The following is an 18,732-nucleotide window of genomic DNA, read 5'->3' on the forward strand; positions in this document are numbered from 1 at the left end:
CGATGAGCACTACAACAGATTTACAAAAATATAATGATATTGTTCAACGTTTGACGACTTTTGGTTTCAGTAAAACGGATGCACTGGTTTATCTTGATGTGCTGAAAAATGGTAGGACCAACGGTTATCAGATTGCCAAATCGTTAGGCATGACCCGCTCAACCATTTATTCATCCATAGACAACCTGTACCTGCAAGGCTATCTCTACATGATTTCCGGCAGTGTAAAGGAGTATGAAGCTAAATCACCTGACGTGATTCTGGCGCAAATCCGGGAAAAAACCATTGACGATATTACAGTCCTGAAAAAGGAGCTGGCCGTTTTGTCCAAGTCGGAGGAGAAACCCTTTTTTTTCAATCTGTCAGGGTATGAGAGCCTGATACTGAAAATTAAAGAACTTATAAACGACAGTAAAAACGAGCTTTATATTAATACTGACTTTGATATCACTCTGTTCCAGCGTGAACTGCAAGAGGCTATTATTCGAGGAGTCAGGGTAATTTGCTTTTCATTTAACCAGATGCACTCTCCGATTGAAGGCATTGAATTCTTTTCACGCTCCCATATTCCAGAGCACGACTTCCCCTCTACCCGGTTTATGCTGGTCCGCGACACATTGGAAACACTGGTGTTTTCCAACTTGACTACAGCTCAGGGAATCTACACCAATGAGAAAATTCTGGTAAAAATCATCTCCGAGCATATTCACAGCGATATCTATCTATCGGGATTATTCGGGGACAAGCCCCTTGACCTGGTGAACATCGCCATCAATACCAACCATGAACGACAGGCGCTGTAAGCTTCTTTGCCACTCCCTGTTATCTGCAATTTAATCACGAACCCAACCCCCCATGACTGAAATGACCAACCCTGTTTTACCCGGCAGCTTTCCTGATCCGTCCATTTGCCGCGTCGGTGATGATTTCTATATGGTTAACTCCTCGTTCGAGTATTTTCCGGGGCTGCCCATTCACCACAGCCGTGACCTGGTCAACTGGGAACTGATTGGTCACGCCCTGGATCGACCGGAACAGTGTCAGGGGCCGGTGTTTCTGACCGATGTACAGTCCGATGGCGGTATTCACGCACCGACTATTCGATATAAAGACGGTGTCTTTTATCTGATAACCACTAATGTCTATATGCCACCGGAGGCACCTGCAGATTTCAATCCCTGTGTGAATTTTATTCTGACAGCGACAAATCCTGCCGGTCCCTGGTCTGAGCCCAAAGTCATTAACGGCGCACCAGGCATCGACCCTGATATTTTTTTCGACGATGACGGCAGGGTCTGGTACGTGGGAACCCATAGCCCAAGTGATCCAGCCTACCCCAGTGAAGGTGAAATCTGGCTGCAAGAGCTAGACCTGGACTGTACATCCCTGATTGGCGAACGATACTTTCTCTGGCGTGGCACCGGCGGAGACTGGGTAGAAGGCCCTCATATGTATAAATACCATGGTCGCTACTATTTAATGACAGCCGAAGGGGGAACGGGGTTTTACCATGCCGTGACGGTTGCCTGCAGTGACGCTATTACCGGACCGTATAGAAGTAATCCAAGAAACCCGATATTAACCTCACGTCACCTGACCCACAATTACTGGGTAAACAGCACCGGCCACGGTGACCTGGTTGAGCTGGCTGATGGCCGTTGGTATATGGTCTGCCTGGGGATTCGTAATGACATTGCCAGCCGTTCCAACATGGGCAGAGAAACCCATCTGCTTCCTGTCGTTTGGGAAGCAGAAAACCCAGACAACCGGGATATGCTCTGGCCAGTGTGTGCTCCCGATACCGGCAAAGTGGAAAAACACCTGCCGTTACCATTTCCAGGATCAAGTCAGCCTGGTAATGGCAACTTTTATGATGATTTTTCCGGTACGGCTCTGAAAAAAGAGTGGAGTTTTCGACGACTGCCAGAAGCCAGTCACTTTCAGATTATGCCAGAACAACAGCGCTTGAGAATCTGGCCGGGGCAACCTGTCCGGGAGCGTAGCCAATCCACCGTTATTGGCTTTCGACAATCACACAGTTATTTCAATTATCAGGTCACCCTGCATATATCGGATACTATTGGCAGGAGTGAGATTGGTATAGGTATATTGCAAAAAGACAACCATCATCTGTTACTGGGTGTCTCGCAAAATGATAATGGTCTTGATTTAATCGTCAAACTCAATGATGTGGTGCTTGCATCAGCATCCATTGCTGACAAGACAACAGCGTTGGAATTATTCGTTCATTGTGCTGAAACCGGGTACGACTGTGGTTATATAACCAATGGACAAAAAGTACCAGTGGCAACCAACATCCCGATTGATTCGATGTTATCCAGATACTACACTGGTGGATTTTGCTGTCTTTATGGCGTCAATCCAGAGGGTACATCTGAAGTATTTGCAGACTTCTCAGAGGTTAAATTCCTGAATTAGCCAGTTGGGCTGTTTGCGCCCACCACCATGATGTAATGTGACCATCGAGTGGAATCCGTTAGAAAGCCTGATGTGGTCGGTTCGCATGCGTACCCATAATGCACAAAAGCCAAATCGTACTTCTTACCGTTACTATAAACCTACGATAATCAGGATTATCTGGGTTTATCTACATCGTCAACGCCACCGCTTACCGTGGTAAGTCTTACGCAGCTCTTCTGTAGGGATTAGCGTCAGGCTGTAACGAGTCCCGACGGGGTTGCCTAATCTTTTGTAATCAGTTTGCCACAAACTTGGTTTTCGTTAGTAGCAGAAGTAATGTAGTAGCAACCGTTAAATAAGGCAATAAAAAAGCAGATTAACCAAGATAATCATAGATTAATCGACACTGTTATTAGCCCCAACCGCTAGGCACTATGAAACCCTGATATCACGGTGCATGGCGGCCGGTTAGGGTGTTGACTCCTTTAGGAGCCGATCCCCGAGGAGAGTCCTTTATACAGATTTTCTGTTCAAGATGTTTTTAATTAAGTCAATTCTTTATAAAAGTCTGTAATCGTTTACATGACCGGCGTGCTTTTCTGTTTGTTCCTGACAACTAATAATACACGCCATTTTTTCTGATCACGCTATATAGAGCTTCACACGTTATGGATACGCCGTCCGCCACCCAGACCTATTGCGCCTTTCCCGGAAAAACCTCCCCACAGGGTGCCACTTTAGTTAATGCCGATCTTGTGGCAGTACCGGGTAATCAGGCGACAGGGGTTAATTTTTCTGTGTACGCCCCGAAAGCAGAACAACTGTTTGTATCGTTATTCGATACACAGGGAAATGAAGAACAACTGAAAATGTTTCCTTCCGCTGAGGGCATCTGGCACCTTTATATGCAAGGTATTACCGAAGGTCAGCACTATGGATTCCGGGCAGACGGTTACTGGTCACCCAATACCACGCCGCGCTTTAACAAGCACAAACTGCTGATGGACCCCTATGCCCGGGAAATCAGTGGCGATGTGCAATGGTGCCAGGACATTTTTGACTATATTTCAGACGACAATGATCAATGGCTATTCAACGAGCAGGACAGCGCCACCAAAATGCCACGCAGTGTTGTGCGTGATGCCACCTTTGACTGGCAAGGCGTAACCCATCCACACACTCCGGACCAGCAGAGCATTTATTACGAAACCCACCTCAAGGGATTCACCAAAACCCATCCGGATATTCCGGAGGATATTCGCGGTACCTATCTGGGCATGTGCCACCCCATCACCATTGAATATCTGAAAAACCTTGGCATTACTGCCGTTGAACTGCTGCCGGTTACCTACAGTTCCAGTGAAGAGCGACTCACTCACCTTGGGTTATCCAATTACTGGGGTTACAACCCGCTGTGCATGATGGCACCGCACACACCTTATGCCATTTCCGACCCGGTTATCGAGATGAAAACCATGGTACGGGAGCTGCACCGCGCTGGCATTGAAGTGATTATGGATGTGGTGTTCAACCATACCTGCGAAGGTGGCCATGGTGGTCCATTCCTGAGCATGCGTGGTCTGGCTGAAACCGACTACTACCATATGAACAAACACGACGGTGACATTTCCTCGGAAAATTACAGTGGTTGCGGCAACACCATAAACTTCGACAGCCACCAGACTCTGCGCCTGACTATGGATGCACTGCGTCACTGGGTAGTGGAGTATCAGATCGACGGTTTCCGTTTTGACCTGGCCCCCACCATGGCTCGTCAGCACCGTAATTACAGTAAAGATGCGCCTTTCTTTTATGCCGTGAGCCAGGACCCGATTCTGAGCCAGGTAAAAATGATTGCCGAGCCGTGGGATATTGGGCCGGACGGTTATCATATGACCGACTTCCCCAATGACTGGCAGTCCTGGAATGATCGTTACCGTGATACCTGCCGGAAGTTCTGGAAAGGCAGCAAAGGGGTACAAACTGAAATGGCCTGGCGTTTTTCCGGTTCAGAAGACCTGTTCTGCGAACAAAGTTATCTTTCCACCGTCAACTATATCTGCAGTCACGATGGCTTTAACTTGATGGATCTGGTTTCTTACAATCAGCGCCACAATCTGGCCAATGGCGAAGACGGGCGGGATGGTGACGAGCACAATTACTCCTGGAATCACGGTGAAGAAGGCGTCACCGACAACCCGGACATCAATAAAGCCCGCCTGCGCAGCCGGAAAAATCTGGTGGGCATGTTAATGCTGGCTAAAGGCTCTCCCATGCTGTTAGCTGGCGATGAGTTCAGCAACTCTCAGGATGGTAATAATAATGCCTATTGTCAGGACTCCCCCATCGCCTGGCTACACTGGGACTGGCTGCATAACACCGACTCTGACGGTGCTCAAATGCACGATTTTACCCGACAAATGATGCATTTTCGTCGCAATGAACCACTGTTGACCGATGGGCTGGGCCACATAGAATACCAGTTATACTCCCCGAAGGGTGACGTCGTTGACCCTCTTTATTTCAGTGAGCGCCACTGTTACACCCTGACGGTTAAAATTCATGACCCGAATGATGCTGAAAAAGGTGCTATCTGGGTCATCATGAACGCTGGCAAACATGTAGGCAGAGTGTTGATCCCTGAAACCGGTCAATTCGAACAACGGATGATCGTGGTGAATACTGACAAAGAGTCTTCTTTTATTCAGGAACCGTCTGTTGATCAGTGCAGCTATGAAGTTCAACCACACAGCCTGATCATACTTAAAGAGATGAATTAACAGGCAGATCGGCAACCCCGAAGATGGGTTGCCGACCGGTTAATCGACACAATTACTCCGCACAGCGGGAAACCATCACCTGATCAATCTCACCACTGTCTTTGAACGTTAAGCTCCATACATAGCGTCCTGCTTCCGGTATCATCACTGAGGTATCGGTACCATACCCGCCGTTTTTCCCGGCAGCTGGCTGCCCCGGCTTTTGTGACAGATCAGCAGCCGTGTATTGCGGGCTCCAGCTGGCTGTGGCGTACTGGAAGCGATAGCTGCCTTTGCGCTCATTGGTGACCGTTTGATACACGCCGTTGCCTTTATACTGAAAAGCCCGGGCTGGCTTGTGCATCCAGTTAGAGTCCGGGAAACTGCCCACCACAAACAACGTGTCTTGTGCCGGGCCTGCTTCATTCACTGTTGGGTTATCGCACTGGGCCAGGAAGCCTTCGCCGGTCATCGAGTCAGCATCCCGTTTGGAGACCTTCGGTCCGGCTGCAACTGGCCTGGCAATACGCAGGAATCGTGATTCAAACCCTTTCATGCGAATGGCATATTCGTTGTTCTTCGGGAGGAACACCTCACCCGTGAGCAGATCCACCAGCCGACCTTCAGAACCGGCTTCCGCTGTGGTCAGAGTTACCATTTGGAAAGCGCTGTCGGTACTGACCATATAAAGCAGGGCATCATCACCGCTTTGTTTGTGGTCGATATAGATCTCTTTTTCTGCACGGAGGTTGATGCGTTCACCTTTAGACAACGCTGGGTGTTTATCTCGCAGCGCCATCAATGATGACACATAGTCTTTAAGATCACGCTGCTGTTGATTCAACGCAGCGGTTACCCCGTCAATTTTGGCACTGGTACGTCCCGAGTGGTCATCACACATACCACGAATGGCGCAGTTATTATCCAGCTGCTTTTCAGCAAAGTCTGGCGTTTCATCACCAATTTCATCGCCGTAATACAGCGTGATTGGTCCGGTATAAGCAGCCATAAACGACATAGCTGCTTTATGGCGCAACCAGTATTCCCCATCGTCCGGATTGGCAATGCCGCCACGCTGCAGAAGATCACCAAAACGTAACACATCGTGGTTGCCCAGCATCAGGTTTGGTTGCGCATGCGCCGGATAGAGTGAGTGCAGGTTCATGCCTTCATCCAACCAGTTACCGCCTTTGCCACCAATGCCGTTTTCATTCACTGCAAACGTTTCCACAAGGCGATAACGCATGGGGAAGTCAAATGCTGAACAGAGGGCCGGGGCTTCCTGACTGCCGTATCCCTCCTGCTGGATAGCATTTTCCTCTTTCCAGATCTCCGCCACCATGTAGCCCAATGGATTGACAGTTTCCCCCTTGTGGTTCTGGTAAGTCACTGACTGAGAAGCGTCATCCACGGCTTTGCGGATTTCTGTCCAGGCTTCGGTGGGCACCTGATAGGCCTGATCCAGACGCCAGCCGTCTATTTTCAGTTCCTTCACCCACCAGGTGGCCACCTCCTGGTAAAATGGCAGGCTCTCAGGATAGTCCACGGGATTATGGTTGCCCGAAGGCAGTAAACCGGATGGTGATGGTACGACACCGGATTTCTTATGATGGCCAAATACACCATCAAAAAATACGTACAGTCCTTTGGCATGGGCTTTTTCCACCAGCTCTTTTGCCTGCTCCAGGGTCCCGAAGCGTGGGTCAATGGCAAAATAATCCGTGGCAAAATAACCAGTAGCATCCAGTCGGTCATCCCAGTGTACCTGCCCCGGGACAGGTTCCGAGTTGAAGATCGGTGTCATCCAGATGGCATTCATACCCAGAGACTTGATGTAGTCCAGCGAATCAATAATACCCTGCAAATCCCCCTGGTGATGGCTGGTACCGTAACCGGTGCCATGACCGGTTCCTTTTTCGCCATCCACAAAGCTTTCGACCATAATCTGGTAGATTCTCAAGTCGTTGGCTTTTGCATGAGTGCTGGCACTGCACTCATAGGCAGGTGTCAGGCGGGTGTTGGCCTTAGACGCTGTATCAGATGACTGACTGGCACAGCCAGTTATCAGCAAGGCAGAAAACGCTGAGATGGCCACGGCCAATGCTTTTGGCTTCGTCATTGGTTCCTCCGGTTGGTAAGGTTAGATACTGAAAAAGGCTGTTCATTTCTGGCCAGCGTTGCAATACGTTCCCACAATGAGAACGTGGTGTGAAATATTGCAAATGAAACAGGGGTCGACGCATTCTGCCTCGCCCCCGGTCTTTCAGCTATTTATTGAGTCTGGGTGCCTTTGACAAAAACTGCGACGCTACGTGCTGGCACGTTGAATACACCATCAGCAAACGTTGCAGCGCCGTAGGCTTTGCCTTCACCAAAGTTTTGATGCTTTGTGTGTAAACCATAGCCGGTAGCATGCGCAACGGGATAGCTTTTCGCTTCGGCCGTAGCGTTGATCATAACGACGATACTTTCATAATCACCAGCCACGGTATCGTCAGTGTTATCCAACTCCATAACGATCACGCCACCCACCTGCCCGGCGCCGGTGTTGTAGAACTTGACCACCTTCTGCACGTCTTCTGCCGTCTGCAGCTGGAACAGGCCGCTGTCCTTACGGATGGATAGATACTCACGCATCATATCCACAGATAGCTGAGCATCGTCTGCTGTTGGCAGGGCCTTCCCATTGGCATTGATGGTGCGAATCAGCGGCCAGTTGGAACCGTCTTTGTCCGCTCTTGGCAGGCCAACATTCCAGTTGTTATTCCAGTTTTCATCGTCCAGATCAAAGTTCACGCGGTTGAACCAATCGCCAGAGTCGTAACTGTCCCGCTGCATGGACTTGGAACGCATCAGCTCTGCACCCATGTGGATGAATGGTACCCCCTGACTGAGAATCGGTAGTGCCTGAGACAGAATCTGCATCTGGGTCCGCTCCCTGGAGGTCAGCGACTCGGCCAGCTTGTACTGGTGGTTGTCCCATAGCGTCTGATTATCATGTTTGGATACATAACCAACGTTTTCCATTGGATTGGCGGTGTAACCACCGGGCGCACCGTTGTAGTCAACTTCGGAGCCTTTTACTGACTGCCCTTTGTAGTTGGTTAAGGTGTAATCCGCCAGGTTGCCAGCCAATCCCACGCGGATCAGGTCCATCTGGTTTTTCAACGCATTTTCATCAGGCGTGGCATTCAGCTCATTAGGAACTTCCCAGGCACCACTGCCAAAACCCTGATTTTTACGGATATCATTGCCGCCATCGAATGGACCACCACCGCGAACCGCATCGCGCAATCGGTCGCTGAAGGTACCAATGCCTGTTCCAGCCATATTCACCTGGGTTGCCGTTTTGTCACCATCACTGGCACCACCGCCAAAGCCCATGGTCCAGCCTTCACCATAGAGGTACATGGCCGGGTTTTTGGCTGTCAGCTGATCCCTGATAGCCACCATGTTCTGTTTCAGGTGCAGGCCCATCAGGTCAAAGCGGTAAGCATCCACTTTGTAGTCTTCGGTCCAGACCGCCAGAGAGTCTTCCATCAGCTTGGCCATCATCTTCTGTTCACTGGCGGTGTTTGCGCAGCAAGAGCTGGTTTCAACCGCACCGGTGGTGATGTCCAGGCGCTGGTAGTAGTCCGGTACGATCTTATCCAGAACCGACTTTGGCGCAATACCGGCGGCGTTGGTGTGGTTGTATACCACGTCCATGGCAACACGCAGCCCCATACTGTCGAGAGCCACCACCATTTCGCGGAACTCTTTAATACGAGCTACACCATCCGGGCTGGAAGCATAGCTGCCTTCCGGTACGGTGTAATGGAATGGGTCGTAGCCCCAGTTGAAGCTGTCGTGCATGCGAAGATAGTTGTTCAGCGCCTGCGGTTTTTCATCGTCGTCTTTAATTGCTTCAAAGACCTGACCAATGGTCTCTGAACCGCCGCAATATCCACCAAAATCAGCATCATCCTTAACGGCTGGATTCAGTTCACAGAGCTTGTCGAAATCATCGCCAAGGTTGGCTACTTTTTCTGGCGCTTCATTGACGGTGGCGATATCAAATGCTGGCAATACCTGGAAGTAGGTCATGCCATCCTGCGCCAGTTCACGCAGATGCGTCATGCTGGCACGATTGTCTTCGGCGAAGGCTTTGTACTTACCGTTGTTTGCCAGATCTACACCCATAGCTGCCTTATCGGAGTTACTGATATCACGGATATGAGCCTCATAAACGACAATATTTTCCGGGCGTTGCGTATCACTCAGGCCACTGTCAGTACCGACTCCGCTCCAGCCACTCGGCTGGGTATCAGCATCATTAAGGTTAACGATGTGAGTAAAGGCACCGTCTGCAGACACGTTTAATGAATAAGGGTCAGTAACCGTTACCGTTTCCACTTTATCCGTGTCACGACGATAGACTTCTATTTGGTAGCGGTAAAATTTACGATCCAACACAGCCTTGGTATCAGTATGATGCCAAACCCCGGTTGTCTCATCGTATTGCATGGAGAGGTCTTGTACTTTTGCATCCCAGCCACCGGTTTGCGCTACTTGCAGGGTCACTTTCCGGGCTGTGGGTGCCCACAGACGAATGGAAACGTTTTCCTCCTCGAAAGAAGCACCCAGTTTCTCGTTTTTCAGGTTGGTTTCGTTGAAGTAGAGACCATCCAGTGCAAACGGGAACTGGAGGCGGGTAGCCGCCATGCCAATACCATTCTGATCTTTAGCCAGGACAACCAGCTGGCCTTTTAACAAGGCTTTGAACTGTGCTTCGGTAACGCTTTCCGGCAGTTTCCACTTCTGCATACCGCCAAAGGCAGGGTAAGGTGAGAACACATCCGTAGACAAAATTCCATCCGCTACCAGGGTAATACGCCCTAAACCTTCACCGTCCAGATCGGTATTGTCTGCGTTATCCTTGATGCCTCCGGTGGCGGAACTCACTAACTCAACGGTTTCTGCACCTGCTGGTGCATTCCAGACCAGGGCAGGCTTATCCAGGAAGTGGGCCGCAGCGTTTTCCAGCAGCGTCAATGGCAGCGGGTTATCGCTGACTTCACAAGTACCCTGCATGGTATAAGCATCTTTGCCATTGTCTTTCAAGCTATATACCCGGTCACCGCAGTCTTTGTTGCCACTTTGATCACGAATAATAAAACTAAAAGTCTGTTCATCATTTCGCTCTGTGGCCAAATCGATGATGTAATAAGCGCCCTTGGTTTCATGCTCACCGTCAGGCATTTTCGGGCCCTCTGACCAATCTGTTGCCTGACCTTCCGCTAAATGGCCGTCATTACTCCACAAATGCAGCCCCCAATTGGCATGACCACCATCTTTACGGAAGTAATAAATCGCCACTTGATTTGGCGCTAAATCCAAACCTTCTTCGAAATCGTCCATGATTTCACAGCTGTTTTGCACGGTGTAGACGTCTTGACCATTGTCACTGACACTGTAAACCAAATCTTCAGGACAGTTCTTATCATCCTGGCCGTTATGCATAATAAAACTGAATGCCTGTTTGTCATTACGATCAGCATTCAAATCAATAATGTAATAGGCACCTTTGGTTTCATGCACGCCAGAGGCCCTTAACCGCTCAGGCCACCCTGTGGAAACGCCTTCTGCCAAATCATTTGCACCATCATTATCCCACAGGTGCAGCCCCCAGCCTTGATAATCTTCGGCACTACGGGCTGCATCACCGTCACGTTTGTAATAAATGGCCACCTGATTGCTTTTCAGCTGTACATCCCCAGTGGGTGGTGTGACAGGCGGAGTGACTGAACTTCGGTCATCGTCTTTACAACCCGTCATCAGCAGCACAGCGCTGGATATCACTGCGGCCAGGCACAGTTTTTGAAATTTATGTTCCATTATTCCAAGACTTCTTTCAGTGGTTGATTAAAGGCCATTAACCGCTGCAAAAGCTTGTCAAAACCAAGTCACTATTTTTCCTGCTTTTTTTAACGGCACAGCGCATAAGTCGCGGGCTATTATCTCTTTGAATAGTTCAAATATATTGATTTACAGCAGTTTTTATTCACCGATCTACACCGTTGTAATCGTTTTCAGAGGTTTACAACAATCCACAAAAGGTGAAATTAATTCCACTTGACGCCTGTTTTTCACTTTGTCACATTGATGTTTATTTATTAAACAACAACACATAGTCGGTGGTGTGTGGCCCCATCTTTTAAAACAATTCAATCAGCATAAAGACTGAAAGCGTTTACAAAACAACAAGCCATCTTTTTCCATTACACTAGGGTTCTTTTGCAAACCCGCTGAAACAGATCATCAGCGAAAAAGCCAACCTGATAGCACAACAAGAGTGATACGCATCACATGGATCAGAAAGCATTTACCACAGAGCTTGAAAAACACCTGCGTCGTGAACTGGGCACTACCCCGAAGCAAGCCACACATCGCGACTGGTGGCAGGCCCTCTCTCTGGTACTCCGTGACATTAATCTGGACCAGCTTCAGGAAAGTAGCCTGAGCGTCACCAACGAGACAAAACCGCAACGTCATGTCTGCTACCTCTCCATGGAATTTCTGATGGGACGCCTGCTGGGTGATGCCCTGATGAACCTTGGACTTTACGAAACCGCAGCCAACCTGCTGCAATCCCGCGGCGTACGCATTTCTGATGTTCTGGATCAGGAGCGTGACATGTCCCTGGGCAACGGTGGTCTGGGTCGTCTGGCCGCCTGTTTTATGGACTCTCTGGCCAACCAGCATATTCCAGCCACCGGGTACGGCATCAACTACCGCTATGGTCTGTTTCGTCAGATCTTTGTGGATGGTTACCAGAAAGAGAAGCCGGATGTCTGGCGTGAATTTGGCAGCCCGTGGGAAACCTGTCGTCCATCCGAGACTGTTGAAATTGGCCTGTTCGGTCATATGGAAATGGACAACGATGGCAATAACCACTGGGTGCCTGGCAAGAAGCTCTTCGGTGTGCCCTGGGATATCACCATTCCATCCTTTGGCGGAAACTATGTAAACCGCCTCCGTCTCTGGGAAAGCCTGGTGGGTGCCTATCCTATCGATCTGGATAAATACAACCAGGGTGAATATCTGGAAGCCTGCCGTAACCTGGTGGATGGCGATACCATTTCCGGTGTCTTGTACCCTGAAGACTCAACGCCTCAGGGTAAAGATCTGCGACTGATCCAGCAGTACTTCTTCACGGCCTGCTCGCTCAAAGACATTATCCGCCAACATAAGCAGCGTGGCCTGCCATTAAGCAGTCTGGCAAAACACTACGCACTGCAGTTGAACGACACCCACCCGGCGATCGCCATTCCGGAATTGATGCGCCTGCTGATGGACGAAGAAGGCATGGTCTGGAATCAGGCCTGGGCCATCACTCAGGAAATGTGCCACTACACCAATCACACCCTGTTGCCAGAAGCCCTGGAGAAATGGTCTGCCTCCCTGCTGGACCGTGTTCTTCCAAGACACTTGCAGATCATTGAGATGATCAACTACGTCTTCCTGAACGGAGAGGCTAAAGAACAATGGGGCGACAATGTAGAGATCATCAAGAAAGTCAGCATCTTCGAAGAGCTGGACAACGGTGATCGCATGATCCGCATGGCCAACCTGTCGGTGATTGGCAGTCGTCGGGTCAATGGTGTTGCCGCGCTGCACAGTGGGCTGGTTAAAGCCAATCTGTTCCCCGAGTTTGACGCCCTGTATCCCGGCAAGCTGGTCAACGTCACCAACGGTGTAACCCCAAGACGCTGGCTGGCTCACTGTAACCCGGGCCTGGCACGACTGCTGGATCGAAATATCGGCAAAGAGTGGCGTACTGACCTGGACCAGCTGGAAAAACTGACACCACTGTCGGAATCTTCCGATTTTCTCGATGCCTTTGCCAATGTCCGTTTCAAAAACAAGGAGCGACTGGCACGGTTGATTGAGAAAGAGTGCAAGGTCACTGTTAACCCCAATGCGCTGTTCGATGTTCAGATTAAGCGACTGCACGAGTACAAGCGTCAGCAGTTAAACCTGTTGCACATCATCAGCCTGTATCACGAAATGCTCGATAACCCGGATGCCGAACATACCCCACGGGTCTTTATTTTTGGCGCTAAAGCCGCACCAGGTTATGTAATGGCCAAGCAGATTATTCTGGCCATCAACAAGGTCGCCCAGGTAATTAACAACGATCGTCGTTTGGATGACCGCCTGAAAGTGGTATTCCTGCCGGATTATCGCGTCACCCTGGCGGAACAGATCATTCCTGCCGCCGATCTTTCCGAGCAGATCTCCACTGCCGGTTTTGAAGCCTCCGGTACCGGCAATATGAAGCTGGGCCTGAATGGTGCAATGACCATTGGGACACTGGACGGAGCCAACGTGGAGATTGCCGAAGCGGTGGGCGATGAGAACATCTTTATCTTCGGAAAAACCGTCGATGAGATTGCCGAACTGCAGCAGCAGGGTTACAACCCATACCATTATTATGAGAGTAATCCGGTACTGAAACGGGCCATTGACGCCCTGATGAATGGTTCCTTCTGCCAGCACAAGCCCGACCTGCTGAAACCCGTTGCAGAAGATCTGATGCATCGTGACCAGTTTATGGCTCTGGCTGACTTTGAAAGTTATCGCGAAGCTCAGCAGAAAGTGTCCGACACTTTCCGTAAGCCAAGGCTCTGGTGGCGCAAGGCGGTGCTGAATACCGCACGACTGGGTCGATTCTCTTCGGACCGGTCTATTGCTGACTATGCTGAGAAGGTTTGGAATAGTAAATAATCGGGTGGTTTTGGCGGCTTACTGAACGTAAGCTGCCGTTAATTATTCTTGTTAATCTTTTCCCAAACCACTGACTTTCTGCGCTCCGACGTGACGAGTACTGAACTCAAATATCAGGCACTGTATTCCTTACCCAACCCAACAGTTCAACGATGTTGGTATAGACTCCCGGGTAACCCGGCTCAGCGCAGCCGTAGCCCCAACTCACGACACCCAGCTGATACCAGGTACCCTGGTGGTTATAAACCATGGGACCACCACTGTCGCCCTGACAGGAGTCTTTGCCTCCTTCATCAAAACCAGCACACAGCATATTTTTGGTAATAGCGCCGTCATAATGTTGCTCGGAGTTACAAAGCTCCCTCTCCACATAGGGCACCTGAACCATGTGCAGCGTGTCTGGTTGTCCCTTCTCATACCCAAGGGTTCCCCAGCCCATCACCTCAAATACTGAACCTTTACTAATGCCTGCAAAGTGTTCTTCAGAAATCAGACGAACAGGTTCAATACCCTCAACGTCCTGCTCTAATTCAATAATGGCAATATCGCTATCGATGGTTTCATCGTTATAGTCTGGATGTATATAAAATCTTGCCACCCGGTAGAAACGGCCAGTGTCCGGTTCACTCAGTTTATGCCCCCCCAACCAGACGGAAATAAATTCGGCATAATCCTGAATGTCTTCGACGCAATGGGCAGCCGTCAGGACATACTTGCCACCAATGTAGGCCCCGCCACAAAAATGAACCTCTCTCAATACTCTTAATGACGCCATATAAGGACGGGAAAACGGAGAAAGCTCATCACCACCAACAATTTTTATTCCTGAATAGTTACTCGTCTTTTCAGGATGCGCACTGACGCTTACAGCAAATACTAAAACTAATTGACTTAATGCCAAAACGGCCATCTGTAGGAGTTTTTTCACTATTGAAGTCCCTTTCAATGTTAAAACCACAAGTGGTCATGGATATTACAGTTTTGTTTTCTGTCGTTTAACAAGACGGTTTAATGCACCCAGAGAGTGTAAGTGTGCATAGGTCCACGCCAGCCAACCGGAATCAAACCAGCTTTTCACTTTTTCTTCCGGAATGGAATTCAGTTTTTTCTCATCAATAACTAATAACCCTTCGAGTCTTAGGGGCTTATCCTTCTCCAGGAGAATCTGGAGATTAAACGGAGATAACAGATCAAGCGCTTTTAATTCATTACAATAATCAAGGGTATTCTTATACTGCTGATCATAGTTATTGAGAAATTGAATAATGTTATTCAATGTTTCTGTATTTTCACCGTCATCACTGAAAAGTGCTTCACCTTCTTCACCAGCAAACTGACTGGCTTTCTGATCAAAGCAAACAGTGCCTTCATCGGTCAGGGCGAAAGGATAACGGCGGATAAAAGCAGGAATATAGCTGTCACTCCAGCTGCCCGCCTTACCCAGGTGCTTATGCCCTGCATCCATCAGCGAAAGCAGGGCAAGGGGGAAAAAGTTACCCTGCTCATCCTTACTGAAGAGCACTGGCATATCACGGCTGGCTTCAAAAAACTCGATACCGGTCAGTGGTACAGAGTTTACCTCTTCGGTGAAAGAGTAGTCGTCAGATGCCTTGAACTTAAGGGTCTTATGCACTTCCCGGTTGAGAAATGCCGGCTCATTGTAAAACAGTAATGTTGCCATAATCAGGGGCCGCCTCTCTTGTTTTGTCTGGCTATAAAACCACTTCTAAAAATAGTTATATTGACATTTTTAAGCTGGCCTGTGCTTAAAATTTTTACATAGCACATTAAAGGTATCAACGAATAAAATGTTATATGATTGTCAAGAGTAAGCGATTGCCACAGTAGAATGATAACAATGAATAAAAACCACTCATTTTCAGGCTTCATTCCTGACTTAATAGTCAGCAATAACAACCATATCTTTGATGTATTTTTTCTCAGGAATTAAACGGAGTCCCCCACCAATGTCCACTGAAACCCTGCAACTCAATGATACGCTCTATCAATATATTTATAACGTTGGTCTGCGTGAGCACCCGGCATTAAAAGAGTTGCGGGAATTGACCAGCCACCATCGCTACCGAATGATGCAAATCTCTGCCGAGCAAGGGCAGCTTATGGCCATGCTGGCAAAACTATCCAATGCCCGCAGAACCATCGAAATTGGTGTTTTCACCGGTTACAGTGCGCTCTCTGTTGCCCTGGCGCTGCCCGATGATGGGGAGCTGATTGCCTGTGATATCAGCATTGAGTATACCGACATAGCCAAACCCTTCTGGGAAAAAGCCGGCGTCTCTGAGCGGATCAAACTTCACCTGGCTCCGGCGTCTGAAACCCTGGATCAACTGCTCAGAAATGGCGAACTGAATCAGTTTGATATGGCCTTTATTGATGCGGATAAAACGGGGTATGACGTTTATTACGAACAATGCCTGCAGCTTATTCGCCCTGGTGGGCTGATTCTTATCGATAACGTGCTGTGGAGCGGGAGAGTAGCTGATGCAGACGTAAGCGATGAAGACACTGCTGCCCTGAAAGCATTAAACCGGAAAATTCACGACGATGATCGTGTGGATATGATGATACTGCCTGTTTCCGATGGGCTTACCATTGCCATCAAGCGTTAAGAATAATGAGCACAGAGAGTGGCTCGTTCCCACACCGCAGAGGCTGTCGCGAAAGTCGTTTAAATCTGTCTTTTGCGACTGTCTTTTGCGACAACCTCTCCAGCCTGGGAACGAGACAATTTTTATTCGGAGTTCTTTTCCATTCTCATTGACTCCTCATAACTTGGAGGCGGATCATCAAAATTCTGTGTACCCGGAGGGTATAACCGATAATCTAAAGAATCATACTCAGGAGGAGCTGGCGGCATTGGAAAATAGCCATCTCCCTCAGGATCAGCCGGAGGAGCTGATGGTGTTGGGGAATAGCCATAATCTCCCTCAGGATCAGCCGGAGGTGCTGACGGTGTTGGAGAATAGCCACAAGCTCCCTTAGGCTCAGCAGGATCATCATGAGGCGGTGCAGGCATATCGTCACAAACGCTTTCTTCAGGCTGCTGTTTGTAAAGACCACCTTTTTTCTTTAAAAAATCAACAATCACCGTTTTATTAAGCTCCTCTGCCTGGTCCAGAGGGGTGTATTTGCCATGGCCATTGACAGGCTGCCCTCTGTCTAGGAGAAGACGGATTATCCTACAGGCTGCCTGCTCATCCATCCATCTTGATTGAACTGCAGCATTGATAAGTGCATCGATACCGCTTTTCTGAACAGGTTTGTAATAATTTTTTTTCCTGTCGTTGAGCTTTGGGTCAGTCAGATATTTCACAATATCAAAGTGTCCATGAGAAACCGCTGACCAGATAGGGGCCTCGAAAGATTTTTTGCAAACTTTTTTTCCTTGGCCAACAAAATAATTGAGAACTTCAAGGAATCCGTGCCTGGATGCCATTTGCATCGCTGTAGCAGAGTCTAAACGTAATTTCTTACATAGTGGTTTGATGTCTGATTCCTTTTTGATTTCAATTGCGTTTTGCAATTCCATTAAACAGTCAAACTCTTTTTTCTCACTCACGGACAATAAGCCATATCTCTTAAGGTTGCTTCTTTTACTCAAGAGTCTGGCAATGCGTAGTTTATTTAACTCCATTGCCCTGTTGAGAGGAGTAACCACATCACAACCATCAGGATCTTCTCCCTTGCTCAGAAGAAGCTCGATCATTCTGCAGGCTGTATCCTCATCCATATTTGATGATAGAACTGCTCCGTGGATAAGTCCCTCATTTTCAGTTCCTTCGTCATGGATGAAGAAGGACTTGTCTTTGTCTTTGAGTCCGAGATCAATCAGATATTCCACGATTTCCAATTGTCCATGAGAAACGGCTTTCCAGATGTGGGAGGAGGAGCCAACTTTATTAATTTCTTCCCCTTTGTTGATAAAATACTTAAGTACATCAAGGTAGCCATACATGATTGCCATATTCACCCAGTTAGAACTACGATATTCTTTCAACAGTTCTTCTATTATTTTTTGTTTTCTTTCTGGTTCAATACCCCAAAACCCTGTATTCAAATTGATAGCCTCATGAAAACGTTGCAGATTCTTAACTTCTCTGGTGCTTTGTATTAAAATAAATTCATCATGTAAATCGCTGGGTACCCGAATATGAGGAACATGATGATGATTATTTTCCTCTGGGTTCATGTCGAGGCTATGTTTACTGACACGTTCATCGAAACGTTTACTGACACGTTCACCGAAACGTTCACCGATACTAAGATTGTTGACGCGTTCTGTAATTTGTATTTTCCGGTATCCTGCGCTTCTGCACTCATTTTGCTCGGAATTGCTGGGGCGATTTGGGCATTCTCTAAAATTAGTACAGCAACATAGGATGCTAAAAGGTTGACTTGTAGTTTCCATTAAAATTCCATATTACATAATTAATCAGGGCATCGCTTAGCACACTGTGATAAAAGCTCTCCGTTAGAGTAAAATTTCAGAATTTAGTTCCCATACTAACAACAACTAATCAATCCAGTAATTTTCGGTATTTTCCAAAAGCACCTTCTTAGGAATTGTCTGGTAATAACTTCCCTATTTTCATTGCCTGACTCCCGGTGTTTGTCAACATAGTTGTCGCCTCAACTTAAGCGGCTTTGCTTAGTTGATCATCAGCAGGCCTGTCGGGATTCAACCAGACTTCATCAGCCAGATCCCAGTTCCTTGTTGACCTCTTTCCCCAGCGCTCTGGGTGGCGTTCTTTGGCTTGTTCAT

General features: G+C 48.3%; 10 protein-coding genes. 5 read left to right on the forward strand and 5 right to left on the reverse strand.

The annotated features are described in order from the left end of the window. The first annotated feature begins 2 nt into the window (after positions 1-2). The 3 genes from CX664_RS13950 to glgX all read left to right on the forward strand — a co-directional run bounded on the left by CX664_RS13950 (position 3) and on the right by glgX (position 5,201). Entirely contained in the window at positions 3-803 is an 801-nt protein-coding gene (locus CX664_RS13950) for a TrmB family transcriptional regulator (RefSeq protein ID WP_101747332.1), read from the forward strand. Between the two features lie 52 nt (positions 804-855). Beyond that, positions 856-2,439 carry a glycoside hydrolase family 43 protein gene (locus CX664_RS13955; RefSeq protein ID WP_101747317.1) on the forward strand — a complete coding sequence of 528 codons (1,584 nt, stop codon included), beginning with the start codon at positions 856-858 and terminating at the stop codon, positions 2,437-2,439. Between the two features lie 650 nt (positions 2,440-3,089). Then, entirely contained in the window at positions 3,090-5,201 is a 2,112-nt protein-coding gene (gene glgX / locus CX664_RS13960) for a glycogen debranching protein GlgX (RefSeq protein WP_101747318.1), read from the forward strand. Positions 5,202-5,253: 52 nt separating this feature from the next. On the opposite strand, the gene CX664_RS13965 is transcribed toward glgX, so the two are convergent. Both CX664_RS13965 and pulA read right to left on the reverse strand, forming a co-directional pair. Beyond that, positions 5,254-7,299 carry an alpha-amylase family glycosyl hydrolase gene (locus CX664_RS13965; protein WP_101747319.1) on the reverse strand — a complete coding sequence of 682 codons (2,046 nt, stop codon included), beginning with the start codon at positions 7,297-7,299 and terminating at the stop codon, positions 5,254-5,256. Between the two features lie 152 nt (positions 7,300-7,451). After that, entirely contained in the window at positions 7,452-11,057 is a 3,606-nt protein-coding gene (pulA, locus tag CX664_RS13970) for a pullulanase-type alpha-1,6-glucosidase (protein WP_101747320.1), read from the reverse strand. Positions 11,058-11,528: 471 nt separating this feature from the next. Between pulA and CX664_RS13975 the strand changes: the two genes are divergently transcribed. Continuing rightward, positions 11,529-13,949, forward strand: a complete 2,421-nt coding sequence (locus tag CX664_RS13975; protein ID WP_101747321.1) for a glycogen/starch/alpha-glucan phosphorylase — start codon at positions 11,529-11,531, stop codon at positions 13,947-13,949. Between the two features lie 106 nt (positions 13,950-14,055). On the opposite strand, the gene CX664_RS13980 is transcribed toward CX664_RS13975, so the two are convergent. Both CX664_RS13980 and CX664_RS13985 read right to left on the reverse strand, forming a co-directional pair. Continuing rightward, positions 14,056-14,877, reverse strand: coding sequence for a serine protease (locus tag CX664_RS13980; protein ID WP_146000010.1), 822 nt, complete (start codon positions 14,875-14,877; stop codon positions 14,056-14,058). A gap of 45 nt (positions 14,878-14,922) precedes the next feature. Next, positions 14,923-15,630 (reverse strand): SapC family protein, encoded by a 708-nt coding sequence (locus CX664_RS13985; protein ID WP_101747323.1) that lies wholly within the window; start codon positions 15,628-15,630, stop codon positions 14,923-14,925. A gap of 286 nt (positions 15,631-15,916) precedes the next feature. Here CX664_RS13985 and CX664_RS13990 point away from each other — a divergent pair, with 286 nt between their 5' ends. Next, positions 15,917-16,579 carry a class I SAM-dependent methyltransferase gene (locus tag CX664_RS13990; protein WP_101747324.1) on the forward strand — a complete coding sequence of 221 codons (663 nt, stop codon included), beginning with the start codon at positions 15,917-15,919 and terminating at the stop codon, positions 16,577-16,579. A 122-nt stretch (positions 16,580-16,701) separates the two neighbouring features. Here CX664_RS13990 and CX664_RS13995 read toward each other — a convergent pair whose 3' ends face one another. Then, positions 16,702-18,378 carry an ankyrin repeat domain-containing protein gene (locus tag CX664_RS13995; RefSeq protein ID WP_146000011.1) on the reverse strand — a complete coding sequence of 559 codons (1,677 nt, stop codon included), beginning with the start codon at positions 18,376-18,378 and terminating at the stop codon, positions 16,702-16,704. Positions 18,379-18,732: the final 354 nt, after the last annotated feature.

Source organism: Endozoicomonas acroporae, from assembly GCF_002864045.1.
Lineage (GTDB): Bacteria > Pseudomonadota > Gammaproteobacteria > Pseudomonadales > Endozoicomonadaceae > Endozoicomonas > Endozoicomonas acroporae.

What these genes read in the sequence shown, in the direction of transcription:
- CX664_RS13950 (WP_101747332.1), top strand. Translation starts at nt 3, where the DNA reads ATGAGCACTACAACAGATTTACAAAAATATAATGATATTGTTCAACGT.
- CX664_RS13955 (WP_101747317.1), top strand. Translation starts at nt 856, where the DNA reads ATGACTGAAATGACCAACCCTGTTTTACCCGGCAGCTTTCCTGATCCG.
- glgX (WP_101747318.1), top strand. Translation starts at nt 3,090, where the DNA reads ATGGATACGCCGTCCGCCACCCAGACCTATTGCGCCTTTCCCGGAAAA.
- CX664_RS13965 (WP_101747319.1), bottom strand. Translation starts at nt 7,299, where the DNA reads ATGACGAAGCCAAAAGCATTGGCCGTGGCCATCTCAGCGTTTTCTGCC.
- pulA (WP_101747320.1), bottom strand. Translation starts at nt 11,057, where the DNA reads ATGGAACATAAATTTCAAAAACTGTGCCTGGCCGCAGTGATATCCAGC.
- CX664_RS13975 (WP_101747321.1), top strand. Translation starts at nt 11,529, where the DNA reads ATGGATCAGAAAGCATTTACCACAGAGCTTGAAAAACACCTGCGTCGT.
- CX664_RS13985 (WP_101747323.1), bottom strand. Translation starts at nt 15,630, where the DNA reads ATGGCAACATTACTGTTTTACAATGAGCCGGCATTTCTCAACCGGGAA.
- CX664_RS13990 (WP_101747324.1), top strand. Translation starts at nt 15,917, where the DNA reads ATGTCCACTGAAACCCTGCAACTCAATGATACGCTCTATCAATATATT.
- CX664_RS13995 (WP_146000011.1), bottom strand. Translation starts at nt 18,378, where the DNA reads ATGGAAACTACAAGTCAACCTTTTAGCATCCTATGTTGCTGTACTAAT.